The organism is Sphingosinicella sp. SM1-17, assembly GCF_056821765.1.
In genome coordinates, this window is the sequence record NZ_JBPDIO010000001.1 from 130,022 (window position 1) to 144,564 (window position 14,543).

General features: G+C 64.9%; 10 protein-coding genes. 5 read left to right on the top strand and 5 right to left on the bottom strand.

Annotation, left to right across the window (positions count from 1 at the left end):
- Positions 1-25: 25 nt before the first annotated feature.
- The 3 genes from ACRYLT_RS00660 to ACRYLT_RS00670 all read right to left on the bottom strand — a co-directional run bounded on the left by ACRYLT_RS00660 (position 26) and on the right by ACRYLT_RS00670 (position 5,541).
- Complete coding sequence (locus tag ACRYLT_RS00660) at positions 26-4,027, bottom strand: ATP-binding protein (protein ID WP_482662186.1); 4,002 nt, start codon at positions 4,025-4,027, stop codon at positions 26-28.
- 216 nt (positions 4,028-4,243) lie between these two features.
- Positions 4,244-5,128 carry a KPN_02809 family neutral zinc metallopeptidase gene (gene ypfJ, locus ACRYLT_RS00665; protein ID WP_482662187.1) on the bottom strand — a complete coding sequence of 295 codons (885 nt, stop codon included), beginning with the start codon at positions 5,126-5,128 and terminating at the stop codon, positions 4,244-4,246.
- Positions 5,129-5,322: 194 nt separating this feature from the next.
- A complete protein-coding gene (locus tag ACRYLT_RS00670; protein WP_482662188.1) occupies positions 5,323-5,541 on the bottom strand; it encodes a hypothetical protein in 219 nt (72 codons plus the stop codon).
- A 101-nt stretch (positions 5,542-5,642) separates the two neighbouring features.
- On the opposite strand from ACRYLT_RS00670, the gene ACRYLT_RS00675 reads away from it, so the two are divergent.
- The gene (locus ACRYLT_RS00675) at positions 5,643-6,944 is read left to right on the top strand and encodes a M20/M25/M40 family metallo-hydrolase (protein ID WP_482662189.1); all 1,302 of its coding nucleotides are present in this window, start codon (positions 5,643-5,645) and stop codon (positions 6,942-6,944) included.
- On the opposite strand, the gene ubiG is transcribed toward ACRYLT_RS00675, so the two are convergent.
- The gene (gene ubiG, locus ACRYLT_RS00680; protein WP_482662190.1) at positions 6,941-7,663 is read right to left on the bottom strand and encodes a bifunctional 2-polyprenyl-6-hydroxyphenol methylase/3-demethylubiquinol 3-O-methyltransferase UbiG; all 723 of its coding nucleotides are present in this window, start codon (positions 7,661-7,663) and stop codon (positions 6,941-6,943) included. The two genes, ACRYLT_RS00675 and ubiG, sit on opposite strands and share 4 nt — an antisense overlap.
- Before the next feature lie 125 nt (positions 7,664-7,788).
- Here ubiG and ACRYLT_RS00685 point away from each other — a divergent pair, with 125 nt between their 5' ends.
- Together ACRYLT_RS00685 and ACRYLT_RS00690 are read left to right on the top strand one after the other, a co-directional pair.
- Complete coding sequence (locus ACRYLT_RS00685; RefSeq protein ID WP_482662191.1) at positions 7,789-9,027, top strand: aspartate kinase; 1,239 nt, start codon at positions 7,789-7,791, stop codon at positions 9,025-9,027.
- Between the two features lie 5 nt (positions 9,028-9,032).
- The gene (locus ACRYLT_RS00690) at positions 9,033-10,064 is read left to right on the top strand and encodes an NAD(P)H-dependent flavin oxidoreductase (protein WP_482665366.1); all 1,032 of its coding nucleotides are present in this window, start codon (positions 9,033-9,035) and stop codon (positions 10,062-10,064) included.
- Positions 10,065-10,253: 189 nt separating this feature from the next.
- On the opposite strand, the gene ACRYLT_RS00695 is transcribed toward ACRYLT_RS00690, so the two are convergent.
- On the bottom strand, positions 10,254-11,216 hold the full coding sequence (locus ACRYLT_RS00695) for a hypothetical protein (RefSeq protein ID WP_482662192.1): 963 nt from the start codon (positions 11,214-11,216) through the stop codon (positions 10,254-10,256).
- Between the two features lie 178 nt (positions 11,217-11,394).
- On the opposite strand from ACRYLT_RS00695, the gene ptsP reads away from it, so the two are divergent.
- Positions 11,395-13,668 carry a phosphoenolpyruvate--protein phosphotransferase gene (ptsP, locus tag ACRYLT_RS00700; protein WP_482662193.1) on the top strand — a complete coding sequence of 758 codons (2,274 nt, stop codon included), beginning with the start codon at positions 11,395-11,397 and terminating at the stop codon, positions 13,666-13,668.
- 62 nt (positions 13,669-13,730) lie between these two features.
- Positions 13,731-14,543: a helix-turn-helix domain-containing protein gene (locus ACRYLT_RS00705; RefSeq protein ID WP_482662194.1), complete on the top strand. Its 813-nt coding sequence runs from the start codon at positions 13,731-13,733 to the stop codon at positions 14,541-14,543.

Here is a 14,543-nt window from a genome sequence, read left to right on the forward strand (position 1 = left end):
TGGGCCTTCGAAGAGCCGCCGACGGCTAGTTCGACTGGTGCGGCACAGGGACTTCAATCTCCGCCGCGTCAAGAAGGCTGCGCACCCTCAGTGCCAGCTGTTCGAGCGTGAAAGGCTTGGAAATCAGCTGGACTCCCGGATCAAGTCGGCCGTGATGGATGATGGCGTTGCGCGAATAGCCGGTGGTGAAGAGCACCTTCAGCCCCGGCCGGATCCGGACCGCCTCGTCGGCGAGCACCCGCCCGCTTTTGCCCGGGAGAACGACGTCGGTGAACAGCAGATCGATGCGCTGGTCGCCACGAATCAAGTCGAGAGCCGAGTCCGCATCCGAAGCCTCGACCACCTGATATCCAAGTTCGCGAAGAACCATTCCGCTAAAATCCCGGACATCGTCATTATCCTCGACCAGCAGAATCACTTCTCCCTCGCTTGCGCCCGGCACCGACGTCTCCTCCTGAGATCGCGCGAAGTGCGAGTCTCCGAAGTAGCGCGGGAAATACATCTTGACGGTCGTGCCCTGACCTTCCTCGCTGTAGATGGTGACGTGTCCGCCGGACTGCTTCACGAAGCCGTACACCATCGACATTCCAAGCCCCGTTCCGCGGCCAACTTCCTTGGTCGTGAAAAAGGGTTCGAAGACCCGAGCGAGAGTTTCCTTGGACATGCCCGAGCCGGTGTCGCTGACGCAGATCGCGACATATTGCCCGGGAATGACTTCACTGTCCGTGGCGGCGTAATTCTCGTCGAGCGCCGTGTTCGCCGTTTCGATGGTCAGCTTGCCGCCTTCCGGCATGGCGTCGCGCGCGTTCAGCGCAAGATTGAGAATCGCGTTTTCCAGCTGATTGCGGTCGGCTTCGATGGTCCACAGCCGGGGGGCAAGCACGCCTTCGAGTTCGACCTGCTCGCCAAGCGTCCGGTGGAGCAGCTCGGTCATGTCCCGGACCAGCGCGTTAAGGTCGAGCGGTTTGGGATCGAGCGGCTGCCGGCGGGAGAAAGCGAGCAGCCTTTCCGTCAGGCTGGCGGCGCGTTCAGCTCCGTGCATCGCCATGTCGAGCGCTCGGCGGATCCGGCGCTCTTCGTCGGGCTTGCTTCGTCTAATCGTTTCCAGCCCGCCCATGATGACGGTCAGAAGATTGTTGAAGTCGTGGGCAACGCCGCCGGTCAACTGGCCGACTGCTTCCATTTTCTGGGCCTGTCTCAGCGCTTCTTCCGCTCTCAACCGCTCGCTTACTTCGCTAGCGACCCGCTCCTCCAGTCCCGCATTGAGTGCTCGAAGCTCGGCCTGCTTCTGTTCGAGGGCGCGGGTCGCGGCGCGCTCCTGGGTAATGTCGATGACGACACCCGCCATTCTCTTTCGGCCATTGGCATCGCGATCGACCCGACCGCGCGCGAGCACGACACGCTCGCGGCCGCTGCCAAGCGTACGATATTCCGCCTCGTAATCCTCGCCCGTCTCGATCGAACGGTTGACGGCGGCAAGCACCCGCTCGACGTCGTCGGGATGGATCCCGCTGACAAACATCTCCAGGGGAAGGCCTGTCTCGGCAGCGTCGGCCGCCACTCCAAAGATCTCGACGAGCGGCCCCTGGATAGCCAGCCGATCCTCGTCGACATTCCATTCGAACACCGCGACGCGGCCCGTGGAAAGCGCCAGCGACAACCGGTCCTGGGTCATCAGATAACGCTGCTCACTCAGGAAGATGGCCCGATTGGCCTCGCGCCTGACCTCCGCCATCTGAATGTTGGCATTGACCCGCGCGATCAGCTCGCGAGCCGCGAAGGGCTTGATCAGATAATCGTCGGCGCCAGCATCCAGTCCCTCGATCTTGGCTTCCTCGCCGGCTCGCGCGGAGAGCATGATCACCGGAACGCTCGCAAGCGTCGGATCCGAACGGATCGCGCGAAGCAGACCAAACCCGTCCAGCCCCGGCATCATCACGTCGGTAAGCAGAAGGTCCGGCGGCGCAGAACGGGCAGCGGCAAGCGCGGAATGGCCGTCCTCTACCGTCTCGACGACATAGCCCTGCGCTTCCAGGAGGCGCGCGACATAGGCGCGCATGTCGGCATTGTCGTCGGCCAGCACTAGCCGCTTTCCGGCGCCTGGTCGGCCCGCCACCTCGGTCACGGCGCCGAGCCCCGCTATCGAGAGCTCGCCGGCGGCTTCGAGCTGTGGAACCGCCTCCGGCAACCAGCGCAACGCTTCGTCGACATATTCATGCGCTCGAATGCCGCTCGGACTGGCCGAGTCCACATCTTGACGGACATGGTCGGCCGGCAGGTGACCCCGGCCGAACGGGATCGAGATCGTGAAGCTGGTTCCCTGTCCCGGAGCGCTCTCGGCGACAATCTCGCCGCCATGCAGCTTCACCAGTTCGAGAACGAGGGCGAGGCCGATGCCGCTGCCCTCGAAGCTGCGCCCTCGCGCCCCTTCCACCCGGTGGAAGCGCTCGAACAGCTTCGGCATCTCGCTTTCGGGAATGCCGATGCCGGTGTCGCGAACCCGCACCAGGGCTGAACGACCGTCCGGCCCAGCCGAAACAGCCACGGAAATCTTCCCCTCGAACGTAAACTTGAAGGCGTTGGAGAGCAGGTTGAGAAGGACCTTCTCCCACATGTCGCGATCTATGAAAACGGGCTGCGGGAGTTCGTCGCAGTCGATCTCCAGCGACAGTCCAGCCTTTTCAACGGCCGATCGGAAGCTGGAAGCGATTTCGGCGCTGAACCCCGCAAGGTCGGTCGGCTCATAGACGGCCCGCACCCTTCCGGCCTCGATTCGGGAGAAGTCCAGAAGGCTGTTCACCAACCGCAACAAACGGGTGCCGTTGCGATGCGCCAGGGCAACCTGCGCCAGCATGGCGTCGGGGTTGCTCTCGCCGGCCAGTATCTCCTCCAGCGGACCGAGCATCAGCGTCAACGGGGTCCGAAACTCGTGACTGACATTGGAGAAAAAGGTTGTCTTGGCGCGATCCAGCTCCGCAAGAGCTTCGGCTCGCCGCCGCTCCTCTTCATAAGCGTCGGCATTGGCGATTGCGGCGGCGATCTGGCCGCCGACCAGCTTCAGGAAACCCTGATACTCGTCATCGAAGAGGCGATAGGGATTGAGCCCTACCACCAGCACTCCGCAGCGACCGGTTTCGCCTGACGGAGCGATGGCAAGCACGGCGGCAGTCTCGCTCGGTCGGTCCCAGGCATGGGTCGGCAGCGCGGCGCCGAAGCGAGCGCCGAGATTGCCGACCAGTTGCGGCTCCGGCTGGGCCAGAGCCTCGCGCACCGGCCAAGGCTCGATCCCGTCAAGGGCAATTGTCGCCGGGACCGCGTCATGATCGGGCTCCAGGCCGGCAGTCCCGCTCAAAGTCAGCACCTCTTCGCCGGGGGCGGCGGTATAAAGGAGGGCGAAGGTGAGATCCTTGGCGTCGCTGGCTAGCGCGCGGACGCTTCGGGCGCAGGCATCGCGCCAGCTCCGCGCATCAACAGTTTCAGCGGCAAGCTCGCGAAGCAGGGCGAGCTGGCGCTCGCCGATGACCCGCTGAGTGTCGTCCGTATTCGCGCAGATGATCCCGCCCGGCGCTCCGTCGTCGTCGGGGATCGGGCTGTAGGAAAAGGTATAGTAGGTCTCTTCCGGATAGCCGTTGCGCTCCATGATCAGGAGCTGTTCCTCGACATAAGTTCCCTCGCTACCGCCCATCGCGGTCGCCAGCAGCGGGCCGATGTCGGGCCAGATTTCCCGCCAGACCTCGGATGTGGGCCGGCCAAGCGCCCAGGGATGCTTGCCGCCGATGATCGACTGATAGGGATCGTTGTAGAGGTAGATCAGCTCCTCGCCCCAGCCAATCCAGATCGGCTGGCGCGACGTGAGCATGATCCGGATCGCGGTCTTCAGGCTCTGCGGCCAGTTCTCCGGCCGGCCGAGCGCGGTTCGGCTCCAGTCGTGCGCGCGGATCAGCGCGCCCATCTCGCCGCCACCTTCAAGGAAGCTGAGGCTGGAAGTCCGGTTCACCTGGTTGAGCAAGCTTCGGGTGTCGCTCATTCCGCAACGAGGCTCGTCAAAGTCTGGACGCCGTTCCCACCACGGCCGAGCCGCTCACCCGACTTCTCTGCTGACATGAAGTCCCCCGTCGCCGTGTCTTCGCACGTCGAACGCTCCGTCGCTTCGCCGGTTCCCGGCGAACTCCGTCCCATCATGGGGCATGACACCTCCCGAAATTGCGGTAACGCTTCCACTCCCCTCGCGACGAACAGGCGGTCAGATGCCGGAGGTATAGGATTCGCAGGCCTGCGGCGAGCCGCCTCGATACCCCCGCATCAGCGCCTGCTGACGCTGAGCGGAAGTGCCGTGAGTGAAGCTTTCGGGCACGACCCGGCCCTGAGCCGCTCGTTGCAGCCTATCGTCGCCAATGGCCGCGGCGGCGGTCATTCCCTCCTCCAGGTCGCCCGCTTCCAGAGCGCCGCGCTCGAGCGACGCCCAAACGCCGGCATAGCAATCCGCCTGCAGTTCCATCCTCACCTGCAGGGCGTTGGCCTCCGCCTCGCTCAGGCGCGCCTGCGCTCGCCTGATCGAGTCGGCCGTACCGGTAACGGTCTGGACGTGATGGCCGACTTCATGAGCGATGACATAGGCCTGAGCGAAATCGCCGGGGGCGCCGTGTCGCTGAGCCAGTTCTTGGAAGAAGGTGGTATCGAGATAGATCCCCTGGTCCGAGGGGCAGTAGAACGGTCCCATCGCGGATTGGGCCGAACCGCAACCGGACCGTCCGAAGCCGTCATAGAATATCAGGCGCGGCGCTCGGTAACGCCCACCGGCGTCGGCGAAGACTCGACTCCACTGGTCCTCGGTCGATGCGAGCACCTGGCAGGAGAATCGGGTAACCGGGTCCGACTGGCACACCGACGTCGCCGATCCTGACGGTCGGCTGGCCTGATGTGGCGCGACAAGCTGCTGCCCGCCTCCGGAAAGTCCCAGCGGGTCGCCTCCCATCACGAACATGATGAGCACAAGAACGACGACCCCGCCGAATCCGAAACGGCTGAACACGAGCCCGAGCAGAAGTCCACCGCCGAACCCTCCACCGCCGAAGCCGCCCCGCTGGCTTTCGACATTGTCGCTGGTACGCCGACCCCCGAACCGCATCGCCCTCTCCTCAAGTGGTCCGGGAACAATGTCCGGCGGGAGCGCCGGTTGCATGCTCAGCGCCGGCGCGATTCGCCATCCTCAAGCAGGGCGGCATCAGCCGCTGATGTTGAAGCCGTCGTTCGGCAGCGCATCGTCCCAAGCCGCGGTGCCTCAGGTGACGGCGCACTCAGCGAGTCGGTTCCAGCCCTTGCCTAGCGATTGGTTCGGCCAAGACCCGAGTCGGCGCTCTGGCCTAGGCCGGCATCATTTTCCCGGTCGCCTTCGACCGTATTCTCGCCCTCGATCAGGTCCGCGTCCTTGCCCTCGTCGCGAGCGAACAGGCCCTTGCTTTGGCCAATGCCCGGATTCTCGTCGAGATCGTCAGGAAGCTCAGCCGGCTGGTCGTTCGGCTCCGGATGCTTGTTGCCCATATATCTGCTCCTTTCGGCAGGGGAAACGCGCACTCGGCAAGTCGGTTCAGCGGCTTGCACGGCCTGTAGCCCAAACGCGGGGAACCGAATAAGGATGGGGCATGAAGCTCCTGCTCCTTCTCGGACTGCTCCTTGTTCTCCCCGCCGCCGCCCAGGCCCAGCTTACACCCGCCGAACGACGAATGGCGGAAATCGTCGAGCGGGAGCGGGAGCGCACGGTCGAGCTGCTCGAGCGGATGGTCAACCAGAATAGCGGCACCCTGAACCTCGAAGGCGTGCGCGCGGTCGGCGACCTGCTACGGCCAGAATTCGAATCGCTGGGAATGCAGGTTCGCTGGGTCGACATGGCTGAAACCGGGCGGGCTGGGCATCTGATTGCCACGAATCGGGCCCGCGGCGGGCGACACCTGCTTTTGATCGGCCACCTCGACACGGTTTTCGAGCCGGACAGTCCCTTCCAGCGTTTCATTCGCGAAGGAAACCGCGCCGTCGGACCGGGCATCGGGGACGACAAGGGCGGCATCGCCGTCATCGTCGCCGCGCTCCGGGCGCTCCACCAATCCGGAGCCCTCGCGGGAATGAACGTCACGGTCGTCCTCACGGGGGATGAAGAACGACCGGGCTCGCCGCTTGCCGTGGCGCGCCGCGACCTGATCGAAGCCGGACGGGAAGCCGACTACGCGCTAGAATTCGAGAATCTCGCCCGCGACGGCGGCCGCGACTATGGAACGGTGGCGCGGCGCAGTTCGACGAGCTGGACGTTGCGGACCAGCGGTCGGTCGGGTCACTCAAGCGGCATCTTCTCGCCGGGGCTTGGCTACGGAGCCATCTACGAGATGGCACGGATCCTCGATGCCTTTCGCCGGGAACTGCCCGAGCCCAATCTCACCTACAATGTCGGCGTGATCGGGGGCGGCACTCCCGCCACCATGGACGATCAGGGCCTCACCGTCACGGCCACGGGCAAGACCAATATCGTGGCCGAGACTGCCGTGGCTCGCGGCGACATCCGCACCCTTTCGGCGGAGCAGGAGCAGAGGATCCGGACGCGAATGCAGGAGATTGTCGCCCAGCATCTGCCGCGCACCGAAGCCGAGCTCGTCTTCGCCGACGACGGCTATCCGGCAATGGCGCCCACCGAAGGGAATCGGCAGCTGCTGGCGCGGCTCAACCGCGTAAATCGCGATTTGGGGCTTGCCGAAATGCCGGAATATGATCCCTCCCGTCGCGGCGCCGCCGACTCGAGCTTCGTTGCCGGCGACGTCGACACTCTGGCTGGCCTGGGCGTTGCCGGCGGCAACACGCACGCCCCCGGAGAGTGGATAGAGCTCGACAGTCTCGTGCGCTCCGCGCAGCGCGCCGCAATCCTGATGAACCGGCTCAGCCGGGAGCGTCGCGACTAGGCGCGCTTCACCGTCACCAGATAATTGAGCGAGGTATCGTCGGTCAGACAGAAACCGCGGCTCACGCTCCAGCCCAGCCCCGTCACATCGACGGCCGTGAGCCCCGAATTCTGGAGCAAGGCGCAAAGCTCTTCGGGACAGAGAAACTTGTCCCATTCATGAGTCCCTTGCGGGATCTGGCCCAGCCCCTCGCCGATCGTGATCATGAGCAGTCGCGACCAGGCGGTGCGATTGGGAGTCGACAGGATGAGCAGCCCGTCGTCGGCGAGCGATTCGGCAAGGCCGGCGACGAAAGCCCGAACGTCGGCGACATGCTCGATCACCTCGAGCGAGGTGACGAGATCGAAGCGACCGTCGAGAGCCTCGACGCCGCCGACGCGGTAGTCGATGTCCAGCCCCTGCCCGAGCGCATGGACTCGAGCCGCTTCCACATTCTCGAAAGCGGCATCCACCGCGGTGACCTTCGCTCCCAAACGCGCCAGCGGTTCGGCGAGCAGGCCGGCACCGCACCCCATGTCGGCCGCGAGCCGGCCGGCAAGCGGCCTGAGATCATGTTCGTCCAGTCGCCAATGCTGGTTGATCCGGTCCCGGATATAAGCAAGGCGGACCGGATTGAGCCGGTGAAGCATCGCCGAGCTGCCCTTCGGGTTCCACCAGTCTGCCGCCAAACGCCCGAAATGCTCCGCCTGCGCGGGATCGATTGTGCTGTGAGTCGCCATGGCCGGATCCTCTTGCACTCAATGCTCGAGGAGGAAAAGAGCGTCCGGCCCCGGCTGGTCCCGGTCGCGGACTTCCCACACTGCCTCGCCTTGCCTTGCGCCCTGCCCCTCCTTAAGCGCCCCGCATGGCCCGCATCGTCATGAAATTCGGTGGAACCTCGATGGCCGGGATCGAGCGGATCCGTCATGTCGCCGGGCTGGTGAGGCGCGAGTCCGAGCGTGGCCATCAGATCGCCGTGGTTGTGTCGGCCATGGCCGGAGAAACCGATCGGCTCGTCCAGCTCTGCCGCGAAGCCGCGTCGCTCTATGACCCACGCGAATATGACGTGGTGGTCGCCAGCGGCGAGCAGGTGACCAGCGGACTTCTCGCCATCACCCTTCAGGGCATGGGAATGAACGCCCGCTCCTATATGGGCTGGCAGCTTCCCATCCGCGCCAGCGGTCATGCCGCCGCCCTCATCGACCATATCGATGCCGACGTACTGGAGCGAGTCTTCGCCTCAGGCGGGATCGCCGTCATTCCCGGCTTCCAGGGTGTCACCCAGGAAGGCGACCTCGCGACCCTCGGGCGCGGCGGCTCCGACACTTCGGCGGTGGCGCTTGCAGCCGCGCTCAACGCCGACCGGTGCGACATCTACACCGATGTCGACGGAGTTTACACGACCGATCCGCGAATTGTTCCCCGCGCCCGCAAGCTCGGTCTCGTCACCTATGAAGAAATGCTCGAGCTGGCCTCCGTCGGCGCAAAGGTATTGCAGACCCGATCGGTCGGTCTGGCAATGCGCTACAACATGCCGCTCCAGGTCCTCTCCTCCTTCGAGGACAAGCCCGGCACCCTGATCGTGGGCGACAACGCCCTTGAGGATGAGTCAATGGAACGGAACGTCATCACCGGCATCGCCCACGACAAGAATGAAGCCATGGTTACGCTGACGGACCTGCCCGACCGGCCAGGCACCGTCGCTGCGATCTTCGCGCCTCTCGCCGCGGCCAACATCAATGTCGACATGATCGTCCAGAGCGTTCCCCGACGCGGTCAGGAGAGCGTGTTGACCTTTACCGTTCCTACCGCCGCGCTTGCCCACAGCGTTGCCGAACTCCGCAAGGTTCAGGACCAGATCGGCTTTGCGGACATACTCACCGAGACCCATGTCGTGAAAGTCAGCGCAGTCGGGGTCGGGATGCGATCGAATGCCGGCATTGCGGCCCAGATGTTCCAGACCCTCGCCGATCGGGGAATCAACATCCTCGCGATCACGACATCGGAGATCAAGGTGTCGGTGCTGATCCCCGAGGAATATACCGAGCTTGCCGTCCGTGTCCTTCACACCGCCTACGGCCTCGATGCGGAGGATCAAGCGTGAACGACATGACGAGCAATGTCGGCCATCATCGTCTCAAGCGACTGATGAAGCGCGGCACCGACTTTCTTGGCTGCGACGTCGCCATCCTGGGCGGAGCGATGAGCTGGATTTCGGAGCGCAACCTCGTTTCCGCCATATCCAACGCCGGCGGCTTCGGCGTCATCGCCTGCGGAGCCATGACCGCGGACCTGCTCGACATCGAAATCGCGGAGACGAAAAAACGAACGACCCGGCCCTTCGGAGTCAATCTCATCACCATGCACCCGCAGCTCAACGAGCTGATCGAGACATGTGCGAAGCATCAGGTCGGCCATGTCGTTCTGGCCGGCGGGCTCCCCCCGGGCGGAGCGATCGAGCGAATCAAGGGCAGCGGCGCGAAGCTGATCTGTTTCGCCCCCGCTCTGGCCCTCGCGAAGAAGCTGGTTCGCTCGGGCGTGGACGCCCTGGTGATCGAAGGCATGGAGGCTGGCGGTCACATCGGTCCGGTCTCGACGTCGGTGCTCGCTCAGGAGATATTGCCGCCTTTGGCCGCCGACGTACCGATATTCGTCGCCGGCGGGATCGGCCATGGCGGACTCGTCGCCGGCTATCTCGAAATGGGGGCGGTCGGCGTCCAGCTGGGAACGCGCTTCGTCTGTTCGCACGAATGCATCGCCCATCCCAACTTCAAGAAGGCCTTCATTCGCGCTTCGGCGCGCGACGCCGTGACGAGCGTCCAGATCGATCCTCGGCTTCCCGTCATCCCGGTCCGCGCGCTGAAGAACCGCGAAATGGAAGCCTTCGCCGCCAAGCAGCGCGAAGTCGCCGACCTGCTCGATCGCGGCGAGGTGGAAATGGCGGAGGCCCAGCTCCAGATCGAACATTATTGGGCAGGGGCGCTGCGCCGAGCCGTGATCGACGGAGATGTCGAGACCGGATCGGTGATGGCAGGTCAGTCGGTCGGAATGGTGAAGGAAGAACAGTCGGTGGGCGAGATAGTCCGGCAGATCGTCGACGAAGCCGCTCAGGCCCTGGAGCGACGCTCGCTGCACTCTTGAATCTGCTGCGGGTCCGCTATTCCAAGCTCAGCCATTTCGCTCTCCACGCTTCCAGCAAGGTCCGAAGCCTCGCCATTGGCGACTTCCCGGCGAGCCGCTTCCGGGAAATCGCACAGGGACGGCGCGACGACTCCGGCCGTCCCTGTGCTTCGTCTTTGTGGCGAGTTCGACCTGCTGAAGCGGGGCGGGTCAGTTGTTCGCGTAGACCCGCGCGGATTGGGCGAGCCGCTGGCGGCTGGTATTGCCAGGCACCGCGATATGCGTTGCCGGGTCGAACTCCCTGCCCACCGCGGAACTGTCCTGGGGAACCCAGATCTGGACCAGGGTGTGGCTGTAGCCCTGCGGCAGGTAGCGGACATGATAGCCGTCCGGATGAAGGCTCCAGCGGCCGGACGGCACGTCCTGGCTGCCTTCGCCGCGCGGCGCCATTCCGGCGAGAACGGCCACTTGCTCCATCTCCTCGAAGCTCGCTCCTGGAGTGGTCAGCATCTGACGCAGCTGCGCCTCGGCTTGCGCGACGGCTCTGAGCGGCGCCGGAAGATCGCCGATTGCCCGCTGAAGCAGCGGTCCGGTCACGACGTCGAGGGCGTTCCGGTTGAGCGACGCGAGCTGACGCGGACTCAGTAGCTGGGCCGCGGTCGCCTTGTGCTCGGCGGACAGGTCCTCGAACTTGGCGCGGGCAATGATCGCCCAAAGCAGAGTCTGGATCCGGCTCTGCGGGATTTCCGGGCGATTCACCGAATTGCGAAGGATCGTCACGACCGCGTCTTCGGCCGGGCCGATCGGCGGCGCATAAAGATAGCCGTCGCCGCCGCCGGGACCGTGAGTGCCCGCCTTCAGGCAATAGCTCTGCGCGTGCATCTCGTAATAGCCCGGCTGAAGGACGAATCCTCCGTTAGGCGTGCGCTGAAGGGTCAAGAGCGATCGCGCGGTCTCGCGCGGAGTGAACTGGTCCCGCGATGCATCGCCCCAGCGAGCATCATCGAGGCTCGTCGTGATGGGCGCCCGGCCGCCGAAAATATTTCCAACGCCGATCCGCTCCCCTGCCTTGCCGAGGGTCCTCCCCAAGCCCCCAAGCTGAGCATCGGCCGGGCCCACGCTGAACAGCAGCGCGGCGGCAAGCGCCGCGCTCGCAAACTTCCCAAATTGCATGCAATTCTCTCTTCGTACCGCTGTTGAACACGCGGTCGGTGCCCCGCCGCGCCGGCCGGCTAGCTTATGTTGCGGTGCATCACCAGCCATTCCGTCGAACCGAATGCCTGCTTCGTCGATCGTGGCCGCGCCGTAAACTGGGCTACGAAAGCCGAAGTCTTTCTGATAGCCCAACGCCATGCCAACGACCTCCGTCACGTCCGCCCGCGAGATTCTGACCGGTCTGCATGACGTGATGGCTTCGAAGGCCAGCGCCCAGGCGAAGCTGAACAAGGTCGTCAAGATCATCGCCGAGGCGATGGCGAGCGAGGTCTGCTCAATCTATCTGTTGCGCGACGGTGTGCTGGAACTCTTTGCCACCGTCGGTCTCAACCAGAGCGCAGTTCACGTTACCAAGCTGGCGATGGGCGAAGGCCTGGTCGGAACCATCGCCAAGCACGTGGCGGTCTTGAACCTCGCCGAGGCGGCCAGCCATCCCGAATTCGCCTATCGGCGGGAGACCGGGGAGGAGCTGTTCCACAGCTTTGCCGGCGTTCCGATCGTCCGGCGCGAGCGGGCCGTCGGCGTTCTCGCCGTTCAGCATGCGGAGCCGCGCGCCTATGACGAAATCGAGATCGAAGCGCTCCAGACCGTGGCGATGGTGCTGTCGGAGCTGATCGCCAATGCCGGCCTGGTCGACCGCGCCTCGGCCGCCGCCGCCGAAAGCCGCGACTCCAGCATGGCGCGTCTCAACGGCTTGAAACTCGTGGTCGGAATGGCTCAAGGCCATGCCGTCTTCCATCAGCCGAGAGTGCTGATCGAGCATACCGTCGCGGAGGATATCGAGGCCGAGCGCCACCGGGTCTACTCCGCCTTCGCGAAAATGCGCGAACAGATCGATTCCATGATGGGCCAGGCCGAATTCGGTACGGTCGGGGAACATGCCGAGGTCCTCGAGACCTACAAGATGTTCGCCTATGACGAAGGCTGGTCGAGGCGGATCAACGAAGCGATCGACTCCGGCCTCACCGCCGAGGCCGCGATCGAGCGCGTTCGGCAGCGGATGCAGATGCGCATGCGCCAGATCGACGACCCGCTCCTCCAGGAACGGATGCACGACCTCGACGATCTGTCGAACCGGCTGCTCCGGATTGTTTCGGGCCAGCTCGGCACGGCGGCGCAGATGGCGCTTCCCCAGGACGCGATCCTGATCGCGCGCAATCTGGGCCCTGCGGAGCTGCTGGAATATGACCGTCGCAAACTGAAGGGGGTCATTCTCGAGGAGGGATCCCTCACCGCCCATGTAACGATCGTCGCGCGCGCCATGGGAGTTCCGATGATCGGCCGAGTTCGCGACGTTCGCCGCCAGGTGCAGGAGGGTGACCTCATCCTGCTCGACGGAACGGAGGCCGTCGCCTTCGCCCGGCCGACCGCAGCCGTCCAGGAAGCCTTCGACGCGCGTCTTGCCGCGAGCCAGAAGCGGCGAGCCGAATATGCTGCAGCCAAGGATCTGCCGGCCGTAACCCGGGACGGCACTCGGATTTCCGTGATGGTGAATGCCGGGCTTCGCGACGATGTCGCCGCGCTCGGACTGACCGGCGCCGATGGCATCGGCCTGTTCCGGACCGAATTCCAGTTCCTTGTTTCCGCCACCCTCCCGCGACGAGAGGCCCAGCAGCGGCTCTATCGGGCGGTGCTCGATGCCGCCGGGGACAAGCCGGTCATCTTCCGAACCGTCGATGTCGGGGGAGACAAGCAGCTCCCTTATCTCCACCCGGAGAATGATGGCGAGGAGAATCCCGCAATGGGCTGGCGCGCGCTTCGGCTCGCGCTCGATCGCGACACGCTGATGAAGGCTCAGGCTCGCGCTCTGCTCGAGGCCGCAGCGGGCCGCGACCTCGACGTCATGTTCCCGATGGTCTCCGAGCCGTGGGAGTTCGAAGAGGCCAAGGCTCTCGTCGAGGAGCAGCGCACTTGGCTCGCTCAACGCAAGAAACTGCTTCCCGCGCACATTCGATACGGCGCGATGCTGGAAGTACCGGCGCTTGCCGAGACTCTCGACCTGCTCCTGCCCAAGATCGACTTTCTGTCGATCGGTACCAACGACCTGACCCAGTTCCTTTTCGCCGCCGATCGCGCCAATCCCCGGTTGGCTGAGCGTTACGACTGGCTATCGCCCGCAATTCTTCGCTTCCTCAGCCGGGTTGTGGCTGCGGCGAACGCGCATGAAGTGCCGCTTGGGGTTTGCGGCGAAATGGGTGGCCGGACGCTCGAGGCGATGGCGCTGATCGGCATTGGCATACGTCGTCTTTCCATCACTCCAGTGGCCGTAGGCCCGATCAAGGCGATGATCCGCTCGCTCGACGGATCGGCAATCCGGTCCGAAATGAAGCGGCTCCTCGAGGCGCCACCGGCCGATCTGCGGGCGGCGCTGGCGCAGTGGGCCGACCGCAATGGCGTGGCGATAGCTTGAGCGGAGCTTCTGCGGCGGGCGCAGGTTGACAGTTGGGGCGAGTGCGTTGAGGAATCGGCTTGATGGAAGAACAGGCGTACGAAGAGCTGCAGAGCGAAGAATCGATCGGCGACCGGCTGAGAAAGGCGCGCGAGGCCAAGGGGCTCAGCCTCGACGATGTCGCAACCCGGACCCGAATACCGATTCGCCACCTTCAGCATATCGAACGCGAGGAGTGGGACGCACTTCCGGCCCCGACTTATTGCGTCGGCTTCGTCCGATCCTATGCCAATACGGTCGGGCTCGATGGCGCTGAGTTGGGTCGCGAGCTTCGTGACCGGCTCGGCGGGACTCGAAGCCGCGCGCCTGCGCCCGAATATTATCAGCCAGCCGATCCGGCGCGCGTTCCTCCACGCTCGCTCGCCATCGTCGCCGCCATTCTCGCGGTGGTCCTGATCGCCGGATACCTCGTCTGGCGAAGCTCGCTGGACGAGGGAGAACCCAGCGCCGCCGTCACCGCCCCGGTTCCCGAGGCCAAGGCGCCCGCGGCAGAACCGCCGCCGGCGACAGCGCAGGCGCCGCAACCGCAACAGCTAGCGGGACAGCCCGTTGTTTTGACCGCGACCGCTCCGGTCTGGGTCCGGATCTATGAACAGGGCGGCGGCACCTTGATGGAACGCACCTTGGCAGCGGGCGAAACCTACCAGATCCCGGCTACCGCCACTCAGCCGATGCTTCGTGTCGGCGCGCCCGAGGCGCTGCGAGTCACGATCGGTCAGACCGTCCTGCCGCAGCTCGGGCCGTCGGGTCGCCCGGTCAGTGTCAGCGCCCGGGCGGAAGATCTGGCAGCTCTCGCCCAGGCACCGGCGCCCGGCGCTCAAGCGCCGACGCGTTGA

Coding starts and splice junctions, on each gene's coding strand:
- ACRYLT_RS00660 (WP_482662186.1), bottom strand. CDS start 4,027: ATGAGCGACACCCGAAGCTTGCTCAACCAGGTGAACCGGACTTCCAGC.
- ypfJ (WP_482662187.1), bottom strand. CDS start 5,128: ATGCGGTTCGGGGGTCGGCGTACCAGCGACAATGTCGAAAGCCAGCGG.
- ACRYLT_RS00670 (WP_482662188.1), bottom strand. CDS start 5,541: ATGGGCAACAAGCATCCGGAGCCGAACGACCAGCCGGCTGAGCTTCCT.
- ACRYLT_RS00675 (WP_482662189.1), top strand. CDS start 5,643: ATGAAGCTCCTGCTCCTTCTCGGACTGCTCCTTGTTCTCCCCGCCGCC.
- ubiG (WP_482662190.1), bottom strand. CDS start 7,663: ATGGCGACTCACAGCACAATCGATCCCGCGCAGGCGGAGCATTTCGGG.
- ACRYLT_RS00685 (WP_482662191.1), top strand. CDS start 7,789: ATGGCCCGCATCGTCATGAAATTCGGTGGAACCTCGATGGCCGGGATC.
- ACRYLT_RS00690 (WP_482665366.1), top strand. CDS start 9,033: ATGACGAGCAATGTCGGCCATCATCGTCTCAAGCGACTGATGAAGCGC.
- ACRYLT_RS00695 (WP_482662192.1), bottom strand. CDS start 11,216: ATGCAATTTGGGAAGTTTGCGAGCGCGGCGCTTGCCGCCGCGCTGCTG.
- ptsP (WP_482662193.1), top strand. CDS start 11,395: ATGCCAACGACCTCCGTCACGTCCGCCCGCGAGATTCTGACCGGTCTG.
- ACRYLT_RS00705 (WP_482662194.1), top strand. CDS start 13,731: ATGGAAGAACAGGCGTACGAAGAGCTGCAGAGCGAAGAATCGATCGGC.